This window comes from Cereibacter azotoformans (assembly GCF_021391315.1).
Classification (GTDB): domain Bacteria; phylum Pseudomonadota; class Alphaproteobacteria; order Rhodobacterales; family Rhodobacteraceae; genus Cereibacter_A; species Cereibacter_A azotoformans.
Window position 1 is genome coordinate 296,840 of the sequence record NZ_CP090022.1, and the last position, 13,746, is coordinate 310,585.

A 13,746-nucleotide genomic window follows, 5' to 3' on the forward strand; every position below is an offset into this window, starting at 1 on the left:
GCAAGATGGACGAGGAGCTTCCGATGAAGAAGAGCCGTTTGACCGAGGCCCAGATCATGAGCGTGCTACGTCAGGCTGAGGGCGGGATACCCGTGCCCGAGCTATGCCGCGAGCATGGGATCAGCAGCGCGACGTTCTACAAGTGGCGGGCCAGGTATGGCGGCATGGACGCGTCCATGATGAGCCAGATGAAGGCCTTGGAGGACGAGAACCGGCGCCTGAAGCGCATGTTCGCGGACCTGAGCATGCAGGCCGATCTGCTGCGAGAGGCGCTTGGAAAAAGTGACGCGGCCAGCTCAGCGCCGAGAGTTGGCCGAGAAGGCGGTGGCGACGAAGGGGGTCAGCATCGCGCTCGCCTGCCGGGCGTTCGGGGTCAGCGAGACCTGTTTCCGTTACTGCCCGAAGCGCGACGACGAGAACGAGATGATCGCCGATCTGCTGGTCGGGCTGAGGAATGTCCACAAGACCTGGGGCTTCGGGCTGTGTTTCCTGCACCTGCGCAACGTGAAGGGGCATGTCTGGACCCACAAGCGGGTCCACCGGATCTACTGCGCGCTGGAGCTGAACCTGCGCATCAAGCCTCGACGCAGGCTCAAGCGCGAGAGGCCTGAGGAACTGGCGGTTCCTGAAGCCCCGAACCTGGTCTGGTCCATGGACTTCATGGCCGATCGCCTGGCCGACGCGCCAGTTCCGGCTTCTGAACGTGCTGGACGATTTCAACCGTGAGGGCCTGGGGATCGAGGCCGACTTCTCGCTGCCCGCCGAGCGGGTTGTCCGGTCGCTGAACCAGATCATCGAGTGGCGCGGCAAGCCCTTGGCGATCAGGGTCGACAATGGCCCCGAACATGTCAGTTCCACACTGATGACCTGGGCCGAGAGGCAGGGTATCGCGCTGACCTACATCCAGCCCGGCAAGCCGCAGCAGAACGCCTATGTCGAGCGCTACAACCGGACCGTCCGGCACGAATGGCTCGACCTCTACATCTTCGAAACCATCGAGGAGGTGCAGCGGACCGCCACCGAATGGCTATGGACCTATAACAACGAACGCCCCAACATGGGCATCGGCGGGGTCACACCCGCCATGAAGCTGAAAATGGCCGCATAATTCTAAGGTCGCGCCCCGTTAAAGTGGGGAGGATTACCCAGCCCCGCCGGGCGTAGCAGGCTCGTCACCCTCCCGGCGGTCTGCTGCAGCGGCAACTTGAACAACACCTTAATCGACAAGCAGAACGGGATCGCCGCATCTGAGAAGACCGGCGGGCGCCCCGGACGGCCCTCATGCGGCGCGTGCCAAGCCATCTCCTTGTCCAGCCAGATCAGCAACGACCCGCGCTTGCGGAGCGCAGCGGTGTAGGTGGACCAGTTCGTCGTGCGGTAACGCGCGGGCTTGGGCTTGCTCATCCCATCCGTCTGACCGCATGAATTCGTGATGTGCATCCTTCACGCTCAGTGTTCTGCAACAACGCCGCGCCGAGGTCGACCCTCCCGATCTGCGCCGGAGTCGCGCGAAGCCGGGCCCCACGTTTGCACCGGCATGCCTCAGGGGCCGTTCCCCAACCCTCGATACACCTTGGGATAGATATCCGGCCTTAGAGAGAGGCGAGCCCGCATCGGACAGGGTCAGGCGGTAACCAACCGCGGATGAGAGTATGACAATCATCGATTCCGGCCGCCGTCTTCAGCGCCTGCACAGGCGCCATCATTGACCCAACCCGCGGCGGCGGGATAATCTTGTCGTGCCGGGGAAATCACATCCGCTCATGAGGGGTGTCATTCGGCCCCGTCCGGCATCAGACCCCAACTGGCCCAGGGGCATGTTGTTCGGCGGCAGCATCTTCGTGAGAACCGGCGCCTTTCGTTCCGGTGGATAAGCCAAACCCCTCGTCCTGTCCCGCCCGCCTCAGGATACACTTCCAGATCCAGAACCGGTGACAACTACCCTGACCGAGGGGGGCCTTTACCCGTAAGCTGACGCCGAGGCCGGTTCGGCCAGATGCGCCCGCGGCGCGTTCGTCAGCATCGTCCGCTGGCGCACCAGAAGCTCCGGCGCCTGGTGGAACCGTAGATCAAGCGCTTTCTCGGCGGATCAGACCGCCAGCATGGCGACGATCCGGCCGATATCCGCCTTTGTCAGATCGGTAAAGCAGGGTAAGCCGATGACGCTGCCGGCCACATCGGCGCAGACCGACAGCGGATCGCGTGAGAGCTGAGCATAGGCCGGGTGCTCGGACAGCCCTGCGCCATACCAGTTTCGGATGTCGACCCCCGCCGTGATCAGTCTTGCACCGATCATCGCGGCCTGTGGGGGGCTCGATGCCTCGATCAGCGCATAACAGCCCGAGGTCTCGGGGGCAGTCCAAAGCCTTGCTCCTATCGCGTTCCCGGCCGTGGCATAGGCCGCCGCAACCCTGCTCCACTGCGCGCTCTTTTCATCGAACCCATCAAGTTCGGCCAGGGCGACCGCAGCGGTGTATTCGCTCATCTTGCCGTTCAGCCCGACAGTCTGCGCATCACGCGACCCGAGGAAGCCGTTGTTGAATACCTTGTAGGTTTCTTCCAGCAGCGTGGTGTCCCGCGACAGCACCAGCCCACCCTCACCGCAGCCGAAGCTCTTGGTGGCGTGCAGGCTGACCGCGAGGGGGATCGTCTTCGGCAGGGAAATCCCGGGCTCCATCAAGCGGTCGAGACAGGCGGCCGCATCGATCACCACCGGGATCCCGGTCTCGTCGTGGAAGTCCTGCCACCCCTGCAGGTCGATCATCCTGCCATAGGGAGCCACCGGCAGCACAAGCCCGACCTCTGAAAGCCTCGGATGCTGGCGCAGCGCCGCAGGCTCGATCGCCCAGGTCCTGCGGTCGATGTCGACGAGATGGCAGTCATAACCGCAAGACAATGCCGCACCCGCCGTCGCGACGAACGTATAGGCCGGAAGCAGGCACAGACGGCCGCGATGCCCCGAGAGGTTGCGCGCCGCGCGGATCGCGCCGACCAGTGCCATCGTGCCGGTGCTGCAGGCTATGACCTCGCGCTTGCGAAAGCCCAGACGTTCCGCCAGCCGGGTTTCGAACCTGTCCACAAGCGGGCCATGGTTGGTGTAGATTCGCGCCTCGTCGATCTGGCGCAGATATGGAACAAGAAGGTCGGTGCGCGGCAGCGCGGGCCAGGCGACCGGGATGCGTTCCGTGACATCGGATGAGGGCGCGCCGACAGGACGTGGATTCAGCATATGAGGAGTTCCAGATTGGACATCATTCTGTTCGGTGTCGGCCAGATCGCCGAAGTAATGGCACATTACGTTCAGCAAGATCCGGCCCTCAATCTGGTGGGATTCACTGTCGATCGTCAGTATCTGCCGCCATCGGGCGCGTTCAAGGGCCTGCCCGTGGCGGCCTGGGAAGATGTCTCCAGCACCTTCCCTCCCCACCTCATACGCCTTCTCGGGCCCGTCAGCTATCGGGGCAACAACACCTTCCGTCGCGACCGTCATCTTGAGGCCAGGGAGAAGGGCTACCGGTTTGCCAGCTATGTCCACCCCTCATCCCATGTCGGCGGGGCCGAGATAGGTGAAAATTCCGTGATCCTGGAGGATTGCACGGTGCAGCCCTACGCGCGTCTCGGTGCGGGAACCATCCTGTGGAGCAAGGTCCACATCGGTCACCATGCGCAGATCGGCGACTTCTGCTTCTTCGCCTCCTTCTGCGGCATCGCCGGCAATGCGCGCGTCGGCGATTGCACCTTCTTTGGCGGCCAGACGGGGCTTGCCGACAATCGCAGCGTGGGATCGGGCTGCATCGTCGGTGCGGGAACGGTCCTGACCGAGGATGTGCCCGACGGGGCGCTTGCGGTGGCGCGCGGGGTGCGGATCGTGCAGAACGGTGCGCGGCGTTTTGCGCGGACCCTTCTGGGCTGATCGGGCGACGCGGGGCTGCTGGAGACGTCCATGAAGACCGTTGCGGTGATGCAGCCCTATTTCTTCCCCTACGCCGGCTATTACCGCCTGCTTGCAGCGGCGGATACCTTTGTCATCCTCGACTGCGTGCAGTTCCCGCGTCGGGGTCGGGTGCATCGCTGCGCCCTGCCGGGGACGGGCCGATGGATCACTCTGCCGGTAGAACCCGCGCCGCGTGACAGCCTGATCCGCGAGATGCGCCTGGCCCCCGATGCGGCCGAACGGTTGCGCGCACAGTGCCGCAAACTGCCCTCGCCGATGCACGGCGATACGCCGCTTCGCAGGCAGGTTGCAGATCTTCTGGCGTCCCCCGAGGGGCCGTTGGTGCCCTATCTCGAACGATCCCTGCGGGTCGTGGCCGAGGCCTTCGGCTTTGGCTGCCAGATCTGCCGCAGCAGCGATCTGGACCTTCCGGCAAGTCTGGGTGCCGAGCAGCGGATCATCGAGATCGTCCGCAGGCATGGCGGAACGCGATACATCAATTCTCCGGGGGGCACCGGTTTGTATAACTTTGATACTTTTAGGCGCGCTGGCATTGAACTGAAGTTCCTGACTCCTTACCAAGGTGGTAACACACACTTCCTGTCGGCGATCTTTGAGAAGAACGTGGCGGATCTGTGCGGGGATATCGCGGGGGGATGCACCTTCCAGCCAGTACCGGCAGAGGAACTGCCTGAAGGGAGAAGCTTCCGTGGAGACACGCGAAAACCGTGACACCGCCATGGCGCGTGCGCCGGATTTCGTGGATCCCGTGACCCATGCGCCCCTTCGGCGGGGTGCCGACGGAGTAATGCTGGTCGAACCCCTGAGCGGTGCCGTTTATCGAATCGAGAATAACATCGCGGACCTTGTCCACCCTCGGCCGCAGGATGATGACCCGCGCGCGCCGCGGTTCGACCGTCCCCTGCCTGCCGTTGTCGAGGCCTTTCTGACATGGACCTTTGGCGCCTTTGGCGGTGACGAGGCCGAGCTGCGCGGCCGGATCATCGACAAGCTCGATCTCGCCCCGGATGCGATCGTTCTGGACAACGCCTGTGGCACCGGGGCGAGCACGCGCCACCTGCAGGCGCGCCTGCCGCACGGTATCCTCTGCAACACCGATCTCTCGATGGAGCTGCTTGCTCATGGCGCGAGCCAGACGGCGGCAGAGGCGGAAGGCGTGACCTGCCGGACCATCTGGTGCGGGGCGAATGCGCTGCATCTTCCCTTCGCGGACAACAGCTTTGACGCCGTGCTGAGCATCGGCGGGTTCAACCAGTTCGGCGATGCCGCGAAGGCGGTCGCCGAAATGACGCGCGTGACGCGGACCGGGGGGCGGATCGTCATCGCGGATGAGGGCTATGCGCCCTGGCTGCGGCAGACGTTGTTGGGGCGGATGGTGATCAACGACAACCCGCTGATGGCCTTCGAGCCACCGGTTGCCGCCCTGCCCGAGGTCGCGCAGGATGTGCGGCTGGAATGGATGCTGGGCAACGCCTTCTATTGCCTCGATTTCCGGGTCGGGGATGCGCCGCCGCAGATCGACATCGACCGACCCCATGAAGGGCTGCGCGGCGGCACAATCCGCAGCCGATACGAGGCCGCCCGGCAGCGCCGCGGCGAGGCCATGAACGGGGAAGACACTGGCCGCGGCAAGGTGTTCTGCATCGGGTTTCCCAAGACCGGGACCACCTCGCTTGAAGTCGCGTTGCAGCGGCTGGGCTACAACGTCTGCCGCGGCTCGTCGCGCAACAATCACAGCAACTTTCTCATGGCGCTGCAGGTTCATGGCGATACCGACGAGATCGCTCGCGTCATTCGCCATTTCGACGCGTTCACCGACCTGCCGTTCGGGGGGACCGATCTCTATCTCTGGCTGTCGCGCCGCTATCCCGAGGCGCGGTTCCTGCACACCTTCCGCGCGCCGGAGCCTTGGTATCGATCGATTCTGAACCAGCTGGAAAAGGCCGGTGGCGTGCATGGCGCCTCGCTCGAGGCGCTTCATGCGTCGGGCGGATATGGTGCGTCGATGACTGTCCAGAGGGTCTGGGGCATCACCGACCCGGTGGCGCGGAAAGACGCCATGCTGCGCTACTACCAGGACCTGAATGCAGCCATCCTTGCCCATTTCGATGGCTGCGAGAACTTCCTGTCCATCGATCTGACGCAGGAGCCTGACTGGAGATTGCTGTGCGGCTTTCTGGGACTGCCCGTGCCGGACCAGCCGTTCCCGCACGAGAACCCCGGCCAGGGCAAGGCACCAGGACGCGCTTCGGATGCCGCCTGACGCCATGACCGCGACCGACGCTGCAGGAAGCAAGGTGTCCGACGCCTGCGGGGCGCCAGCTGCATGGTTCATCGTCACCAGCCATGGCTGGAGCGCGAGCCACTGGCTGGCCCATAACCTCAGCCGCCATCCCCGTGTCGCTTGCGTCCATTCCAGCGCGGCCCTGCCCGGCGACCGGGATGAACCCTACGATGTCTCGGAGCTGCTCGCACGCAAGGATTTCGCCACCATCTTCGCCATGCTCGCGCAGTTCCGCGCGGGCTATGGCGCTCGCGGGGTCATGCGCCCGGCCGATCTCTACCGCCCGATGGAAGCGCAGGGGGATGCGCGGCTGATCGGGTCGGTACATACCTTTCGGCTGCGCGATCTGCCGGGCATGGTGTCGGATCTGTCCCCACCGGACCGGAACCTGCGGATCGTGAACCTGATCAGGCATCCGGTGAACCTCGTCAATTCGGGAGCGGGACAGTTCGAGCTGACCTTCCGCCTCGACCTGAACGAACTGCAATGGATCACGCGGCGCATTGTCGAAACCGGGCTTGAGACATTTGAACGGATCGCGGCGCGGCACCAGCTGTTCCCCGGCGATCCCGAAGTGCTCAGCTTTTTCGGCGCCTGTGTCACGCTCAAGGGGCTTGCCGCCGATTTCGCGGCCCGCGACGCGCTTCTGGGGCACGGGCTGGCGGGCTATGCCGGATCGCTCCGGCAAGAGGATGTCACACGCGAGCCCGCGGTGTTCCGTGATCTGGTGCATCGGCTCGGCGACGGGGCGGTGGGCTGTCCTTCGGCCTATCTGGATCTGGTCTTTGCCGATAGCAGACGCAATGTTCACAACGCGCGCCGCCGGCCGACCGACCCTTCCGCCTTGTTTGCCGACTGGGCTCCGTGGCAGCAGGAGGCCTTTGCCTTCTGCCTCGACACTTTCGGGCTGAGAGCCCCGTATGAGGCCGAGGGCTATGACCTGTCGATGGTGCCGCCGGGGCAGACCTTCGCATGACAATCGTTGCCAATATCCAGGTCGGCAACGAGGTTGAACTGATCGACCAGCACATCGCCTACCACCTCGCGCTGGGAATCGATGGCTTCGTGATTGCGGATATGGCTTCGGTCGATGGCACAACCGAACGGCTGAACCGCTACCGTGGCGACAAGCGCTTCGTCATCCGCACCTACGACATGGACTCCCTGATCGACGAGAACGGCCCGAGAACCGCCGAGATCGGTCGATGGATGCTTGAGGCAACCCGCGATCACTTTGCGCCGGATTGGGTCGTCAGGATGGACGCGGACGAGTTCCTCTATTCGGCCAGCACCCTCGACAGCTTTCTGTCAACCCTGGATGCCCAAGCCACGCTGCAGATCGAGCGGCGGAATGCGGTCTTCGAGGCGGACCAGACGATCCCACCGCTGCCCTGCACACCGGCGGCGCTGTCAGCGGTTTCGGTCGTGGCACAGCCGGTAAAGACCTCGGGTCCGAAATACGGGATGGATGACAGCTTGCCGTTGATTCTGACCGAAGTCGGACCCAAGGTGCTTGCCCGCCCCGGGCAGATCTCGGCCTATACCACGGGCGGCCACGCCGTGCTGGATGGCATGGGCGCCCGGCAGGTCGGGCCGGTGGCCGATGGGCTGCTGCTGGTCCATTTCTGGTTCACGACGTCCGAGCGCTTTCTCCGCAAGGCGCGGTTTACAGCCTATGCGGAAGAGCTGCTCAGCCGCCGCCCCCAGGCCGTGAGGGGCTGGCAATGGTCCCGATGGGCCGGGATCGCGCAGGGGGACGCCGCCACAAGTGAGGCTGCGATCCTGCAAGAATACCACCGCCAGTTTCCCGATGCTGCGACGCTTGACGCCTTGCGCTGCGCGGGGACCGTGCGGCGCGTTGCCGATTATTGGACAAGGTGATGGGGCAGGTGGTGTCATCCCTTTGGCGGCGTAAGGGACGCATTCTCGGCCCGGCAGATCTCGAGAACATGCGGCTGGTGCAAACTCCCACGGCCTGGCAGCTGCCGGACGGAACCGTGCGTATCGCCGCTTCCTGCCGGACGGCAGAGAATGTCTCTGTCATGCAGGTGATGGAATGCGATCCCTCGCAGGACATGAAGATCGTCCGCCCCCCGCAGCCGGATCCGACGGCGCTGCACGCGATCGAGGCCGGCGGCCTTTCCGGGTTCGGCGCTTGCGATGCGACGTGGGACTGCGAGACGCTGGTGCTGGCTGCCTCGTCGATCGTGGTTCAGGGGCGGTTCTACGATACCTCGATCGAGTTGATGACCAGCAGCGATGGCGGTGCGACCTTCTCCGCTCCTCGCACCGTTCTGACCTCGGCCGCGAACGGGGGGTATCCGGTCACCCTGCCGTGTGTGCGACGTCTGGATGGTGGAGGCTGGCGCATGTGGTTCACCGCCTTCACCGAATGGCTGCCCGAGGTGCATCCGCATCCCGACGCCCGCTATTGCATCCGTTCGGCGCAGTCGCCGGATGGGGAGGCTTGGACGGTCGATCCCGAGCCGTCGATCCCCCGGACGCCGGGCGAGGCCGGATTGGCGCGCCCCACGATCCTGCAAGCGGATGGGACCTTCGAGATGTGGTTCAGCGCGCGGGGGCCCTATTCGGCTGATGACCCGATACTGCGCCGCTACCGCCTGTGCTATGCGCGCTCGGACGACGGCGCATTCTGGCAACGGCATGACGACCGGCATGGCTTCGTCAATCCGCCGGAGGATGACGACTGGGATGCGCAGATGCAATGTTACCCATCTGTGCTTCGGCTCGCCGATGGGCAGCAGGTGATGTTCTATTGCGGAAATGGTTACGGCCAGTCCGGTTTTGGCTGGGCAACGCGGGAATGGAACGGAGCGTAGAGCGTGGCGGCCGACGGAACCAGGACTGCGGATGAGCAATTGGGGCGTGTGCTGCGCATCTGCATCATCAACCCCAGATTCAATCCCTCGATCTGGAGCAACGATTACGCGATCGCCCTTTATGGCGGTCCGGCCAAATGCAACATGGTTACGGGCTGCCTGGCCACGCTGGCGGCCCTTGTCGACCCGCGGCACCATGTCCGGATCATTGACGAGAATGTCGAGGACATCGATTTCGAAGAGCTGCGCGGATATGACGTCATCGGCGTAACCGGCATGATCGTGCAGCGCTGGCATATGTACCGCATCCTCGACGCCCTGCGCGGGATCGGCGGGCGCGTTGTTGTCGGGGGGCCGCTTGTGACCTGCGACGAGGCGGCCTTCGAGGGCAAATGCGACGTCGCCTTCATCGGCGAGGCCGAAATGACCTGGCCTGCCTATCTGGAAGACCTCGCCGCCGGGCGGCCCACCCTGACGCGCTATGCCCAATCCGCGCGCAGCGACATGACGAGAATTCCCAAACCGCGCCTCGACCTGATCAAGAGCGAGCGCTATCGGGTAGCCTCGATCCAGTTTTCGCGCGGCTGTCCCTATCTGTGCGAGTTCTGCGACATCATCGTGATGTTCGGCCGTGTGCCCCGGCTCAAGACCGTCGAGCAGGTGATTGCCGAGCTTCAGGACGTGCATGATGCTGGCTTTCGCCAGTGTTTTCTTGTGGACGACAACTTTATCGGCAACAAGCGCGAAGCCAAGAGGCTGTTGCAGGCCATCGCGGCCTGGCAGAAGACGTTACCGCGTCCGCTGAATCTCTCTACAGAGGCGAGCGTCAATCTCGCGGATGAGCCGGATCTGCTGGACTTGATGCGGCAGGCAAACTTTGACCGCGTGTTTGTCGGGATCGAGACGCCCAACCTTGCCTCACTGAAAGAGACACGGAAAACCCAGAACCTGCGCGGCGATTCACTTGTCGCCAAGGTTCAGCGCATCCGGAATGCCGGACTGATCGTGACGGGCGGTTTCATCGTCGGATTTGACGAAGACACGCCCGAGATATTCGAGGCCCAGTACAAGTTCATTCATGATAGCGGCATCGTCATGTCGAGCATCGGCATTCTTGCCCCGCTCCCCACGACGCCGCTTTATGAAAGGCTTGAAGCCGAGGGTCGTCTTTTCCCGGACGATCCGGAATGTGCCTTCATCCCCAAGCAGATGACCCGCGAGCAGCTCAAGGCCGGGCACCGCGCACTGATCGAACGGGTCTTCGCCCCTGATGCCTTCTTCGAACGCGCCTTCCGCTCCCTGCACGAGTCGCAGAACTACAATACTGTCCGGCGCCAACGCTACAGGCCTGCCGCGGGTGCCCGGGCCGCCTTGGGGCAGGCGGCAACTTGGCTGCGACTGCTACGGGCGATTGCCTCGAAGGGATACTTGTCGCTGGTTGCGGCCTATCACAGGGCCTGGCGTGCCAATCGTGACCTCGGCGATCGCGCGATGCCTGCTGCCGAGTTCCTGTCGCTGTGCCTTGCCCACTGGCACATCTACTGCATCAGCCGCGGCCCACAGGATTCCGTCTACCTCGAGCAGAAACGGCCCCGCAGCTAATGATCTGCCTGTCACATCCCGCGTGATTGTAGACCCGCTTTCTGAACAGGTTGGGTGTTTGGCGTTGCCAGTCCTTGAGGGCGTCGATGGGCGTCAGGCCCTTCGTAACCGGCCGTTCTGTACCGCCTTCCTGCGCCATTTTTCAGATCTTCGCCTACGTCGTTATGTACGTCGTTTACGACGTCGTACCAGGCGTCCCAAGTTCATCAGCAAAAACGCTAAGCATTCGACATCGTTCAGGCCGATTGGCCGAAAATGTGACAACACGAGCGGTGTCAGGCCGGTTTTGGCAGGCTCGGGGCGTGAAAGAGGTCGAGTTGCTCCGGGGTGGTTTTGCTCAGGCCGTGGAAGCTGCGCTTGCCGGCGTGGGCGGTGTGCTTCTGGATGCGCGCCAGCAGATCGAGCGCGGTGCGGGGGCTCGCCGCATGGCCCTTCGCCTTCAGCCGCATGCGCATGACACGATTGATGAGCGACAACCAAGTTGGCCGAAACCGTCAGGCAAGTTGGCCGCTGGGTTCAGCCGGAGGACGGGCGTAGCCCGTCCCGGAGGCTGAACCCAGCGGCTGGCCCTCGTTTCGGGGGAGAAGGGTAGGTGCTGGCCGCTGCGGGCCGGTAGGGTCGAGGTCTCTGCTACCAAACGGAGATCCGACCGTGCCGGGCAAACCCGTCACCGACCAGCAAGTGAGAGTCTACATGACCGACCGTCTCCAGCACAGCCAGCGTGTCGCCGCCGCCCGCGCCGGCTTCAGCGAACGCACCGCCCGCCGCATCGATGCCGATCCGCGCCTTCCATCGCAACGTCCGGCCCCCCGGGGCCGCACCGTGCCCGACCCGCTCGAGGCGGTGTGGGAACCGGTGCTGCTGCCGATCCTCGCGCGTGATCCAGCCGTTCAGGCCGTCACCCTGTTGCGGCACCTTCAGACGAGCGATCCGGAGGCCTTCCCCGACGACCGCGTGCGCCGGACGCTCGAGCGGCGCGTCCGCGACTGGCGTGCCCTGAACGGACCCGAGCGCGACGTGATCTTCCGCCAGACGCCGGAACCCGGCCGGATGGCGCTGTCGGACTTCACCGATGCGAACGAACTCTGCGTGACGATCGCGGGGCAGCCGCTTGAGCAGCGCCTCTACCACTTCGTCCTGGCCTACAGCGGCTGGGAACATGCCGCCGTGGTGCTGGGCGGCGAGAGCTTCCCGGCGCTGGCCGAGAACCTCCAGAACGCGCTCTGGACCCTTGGCGGAGTGCCTGGCGAGCATCGCACCGACAGCCTGTCCGCAGCTTATCGGAACCTCGATGCCGAGGCCGCGGCGGACGTCACCAAGCGCTATGACGCCTTCTGCGCCCACTACGGCATGCTCGCCAGCCGCAACAATCCGGGCGAGGCGCACGAGAATGGATCTGTCGAGGCCCACAACAACCACCTGAAGGTCGCCCTTGATCAGGCCCTGATCCTGCGCGGCTCCCGCGACTTCGCCGATCTCGCCAGCTGGCGCCGCTTCGTCGATGAACTGGTTGCTCGACGCAACCGCCGGCGCGAGTCCGCGGTGCGCATTGAGATGGCGGCGCTCAGGCCGCTGCCGGCCCGGCGCACCACCGACTTCACCGAGGTGGTCGCGCGGGTCACGAAGACCGGGGGCTTCCTGGTCCACCAGGTCTTCTACTCGGCGCCCTCCCAACTGATCGGCAAGCGGTCGAACCGGAGGTTCGCCTCCGGCGAAACGGGTCCATGTCTACGACGACCGGATCGAGGCCTTTCTCGGAGCGACCCCTGTCGTCACGCACCCCCGCCGTCGCGGCCGCGATGACGGCACCCGCGTCCACTGCGTCAACTATCGCCATGTCATCCACGCCCTGCGCCGCAAGCCGCAGGCGCTGGCCGGTTCCGTTTACCGCGACGGCCTGTTCCCGCGATCGGAATACGCCGAGGCCTGGGTCGCGTTGTCCGCCGCCTTGCCGCGTCGCGACGCCTGCCGTCGCATGGTCGATCTGCTGTGGCTCGCCCATGAGGAGGGCTGTGAGGCTGAACTGGCCGCGCTGATTGCCCAGACCCTCGGTCATGGCGAATTGCCCGAAGCCCATGCGCTAAGGAGTAAGCTGGAGCCGCGCCGGCGCGAGCTGCCCGACGACACGCCCGTCAACCTCACCGATCTCGCCCGCTTCGACGAACTGCTGGAGGCGCGCGCATGACCGCCGCTGCCCCGCGCCCCGTCGATGTGCATGCGTTGCCCGCCATGCTCACGGCTCTCCGCCTGCCCAGCATCCAGCGCCACTGGACGATGCTCGCAGACCGCGCCGACGCCGAGGGCTGGCCCGCGTCGCGCTTCCTCGCAGCTTTGGCCGAGGTCGAGCTCGCCGATCGCGATGCCCGCCGCATCCAGCGCCATCTGCAGCAGTCCGAACTCCCCGGCGGCAAGACGCTGGCAACGCTCGACTTCAAGGCACTGCCCGGCGTGACCCGGGCCCGCATCGAGGCGCTGGCCGCCGGGGATTGGGTTGAGACCGGCGCCAATCTCATCGCCATCGGCAACTCGGGCGCCGGCAAGAGCCACGTTCTCTGTGCCATCGGCCATGCTCTCGTCGAGGCCGGCAAGCGCGTCCTCTACACCCCCACCACCGACATCGTGCAGAGGCTGCAGGCCGCCCGCCGCGATCTGGTCCTCGAGGCCGCACTCGCGAAGCTCGACAAGTTCGACCTGATCATTCTCGACGACATCACCTACGCCCAGAAGGACCAGGCCGAGAGCTCGGTGCTCTTCGAGCTCATCGCCCGGCGCTACGAGACGCGAAGCCTCGCCATCGCCGCCAACCAGCCGTTCAGCGCCTGGAACCGCGTCTTCCCCGATCAGGCCATGACCGTCGCCGCCATCGACCGGCTGGTTCACCACGCCACCATCCTCGAGATGAACGGCGAGAGCTTCCGCCGCCGCGCCGCCGCACGACGCCGATCCTCCGAGCCTGTCGCTGCGCCGACAGCCTCCAGCGACAACATCGGCGTCGAAGCCACCGACAACATCAACGACAAGCTTAGGGAGATCAGCGCCGAGTAACACCAACGACCGCAGCGGTC

Annotated in this window: 9 protein-coding genes and 4 pseudogenes; 10 read left to right on the forward strand and 3 right to left on the reverse strand. The window is 64.8% G+C overall.

Annotated elements, in window-relative coordinates; translation table 11 throughout:
* The first annotated feature begins 23 nt into the window (after positions 1 to 23).
* A pseudogene (locus LV780_RS16505) lies at positions 24 to 1,108 on the forward strand (IS3 family transposase).
* Between the two features lie 29 nt (positions 1,109 to 1,137).
* On the opposite strand, the pseudogene LV780_RS16510 reads toward LV780_RS16505, so the two are convergent.
* Together LV780_RS16510 and LV780_RS16515 are read right to left on the reverse strand one after the other, a co-directional pair.
* Positions 1,138 to 1,404 (reverse strand): annotated as a pseudogene (locus tag LV780_RS16510) (transposase); the annotation flags it as partial.
* 685 nt (positions 1,405 to 2,089) lie between these two features.
* Positions 2,090 to 3,229, reverse strand: coding sequence for a DegT/DnrJ/EryC1/StrS family aminotransferase (locus LV780_RS16515; RefSeq protein WP_233864162.1), 1,140 nt, complete (start codon positions 3,227 to 3,229; stop codon positions 2,090 to 2,092).
* 15 nt (positions 3,230 to 3,244) lie between these two features.
* On the opposite strand from LV780_RS16515, the gene LV780_RS16520 reads away from it, so the two are divergent.
* From LV780_RS16520 to LV780_RS16550, 7 genes are read left to right on the forward strand one after another with little or no spacing between them, the layout of a single operon-like run.
* The gene (locus LV780_RS16520; protein ID WP_233864163.1) at positions 3,245 to 3,913 is read left to right on the forward strand and encodes an acetyltransferase; all 669 of its coding nucleotides are present in this window, start codon (positions 3,245 to 3,247) and stop codon (positions 3,911 to 3,913) included.
* A 30-nt stretch (positions 3,914 to 3,943) separates the two neighbouring features.
* Positions 3,944 to 4,666: a WbqC family protein gene (locus LV780_RS16525; protein ID WP_108222728.1), complete on the forward strand. Its 723-nt coding sequence runs from the start codon at positions 3,944 to 3,946 to the stop codon at positions 4,664 to 4,666.
* Entirely contained in the window at positions 4,644 to 6,218 is a 1,575-nt protein-coding gene (locus LV780_RS16530) for a sulfotransferase (RefSeq protein WP_108222727.1), read from the forward strand. Before LV780_RS16525 ends, LV780_RS16530 begins: the two co-directional genes overlap by 23 nt.
* 34 nt (positions 6,219 to 6,252) lie before the next feature.
* Positions 6,253 to 7,215, forward strand: a complete 963-nt coding sequence (locus tag LV780_RS16535) for a hypothetical protein (RefSeq protein ID WP_233864165.1) — start codon at positions 6,253 to 6,255, stop codon at positions 7,213 to 7,215.
* Positions 7,212 to 8,120 (forward strand): glycosyltransferase family 2 protein, encoded by a 909-nt coding sequence (locus tag LV780_RS16540; protein ID WP_108222725.1) that lies wholly within the window; start codon positions 7,212 to 7,214, stop codon positions 8,118 to 8,120. Before LV780_RS16535 ends, LV780_RS16540 begins: the two co-directional genes overlap by 4 nt.
* Positions 8,120 to 9,079, forward strand: a complete 960-nt coding sequence (locus tag LV780_RS16545) for a glycoside hydrolase family protein (protein WP_233864167.1) — start codon at positions 8,120 to 8,122, stop codon at positions 9,077 to 9,079. The genes LV780_RS16540 and LV780_RS16545 overlap by 1 nt, the downstream gene beginning before the upstream one ends.
* Positions 9,080 to 9,082: 3 nt before the next feature.
* Positions 9,083 to 10,681, forward strand: coding sequence for a B12-binding domain-containing radical SAM protein (locus LV780_RS16550; RefSeq protein ID WP_108222724.1), 1,599 nt, complete (start codon positions 9,083 to 9,085; stop codon positions 10,679 to 10,681).
* Positions 10,682 to 10,956: 275 nt separating this feature from the next.
* Here the strand turns inward: LV780_RS16550 and LV780_RS16555 are convergent.
* Positions 10,957 to 11,151 (reverse strand): annotated as a pseudogene (locus LV780_RS16555) (IS1634 family transposase); the annotation flags it as partial.
* 181 nt (positions 11,152 to 11,332) lie between these two features.
* Here LV780_RS16555 and istA point away from each other — a divergent pair.
* Both istA and istB read left to right on the forward strand, forming a co-directional pair.
* A pseudogene (gene istA / locus LV780_RS16560) lies at positions 11,333 to 12,866 on the forward strand (IS21 family transposase).
* Positions 12,863 to 13,726: an IS21-like element helper ATPase IstB gene (gene istB / locus LV780_RS16565; RefSeq protein ID WP_101339570.1), complete on the forward strand. Its 864-nt coding sequence runs from the start codon at positions 12,863 to 12,865 to the stop codon at positions 13,724 to 13,726. The pseudogene istA and the gene istB overlap by 4 nt, the downstream one beginning before the upstream one ends.
* Positions 13,727 to 13,746 lie beyond the last annotated feature (20 nt).

Bases quoted from the DNA above. Each gene is read 5' to 3' on its own strand.
- LV780_RS16515 (WP_233864162.1), bottom strand. From the start codon at position 3,229: ATGCTGAATCCACGTCCTGTCGGCGCGCCCTCATCCGATGTCACGGAA.
- LV780_RS16525 (WP_108222728.1), top strand. From the start codon at position 3,944: ATGAAGACCGTTGCGGTGATGCAGCCCTATTTCTTCCCCTACGCCGGC.
- LV780_RS16540 (WP_108222725.1), top strand. From the start codon at position 7,212: ATGACAATCGTTGCCAATATCCAGGTCGGCAACGAGGTTGAACTGATC.
- LV780_RS16545 (WP_233864167.1), top strand. From the start codon at position 8,120: ATGGGGCAGGTGGTGTCATCCCTTTGGCGGCGTAAGGGACGCATTCTC.
- istB (WP_101339570.1), top strand. From the start codon at position 12,863: ATGACCGCCGCTGCCCCGCGCCCCGTCGATGTGCATGCGTTGCCCGCC.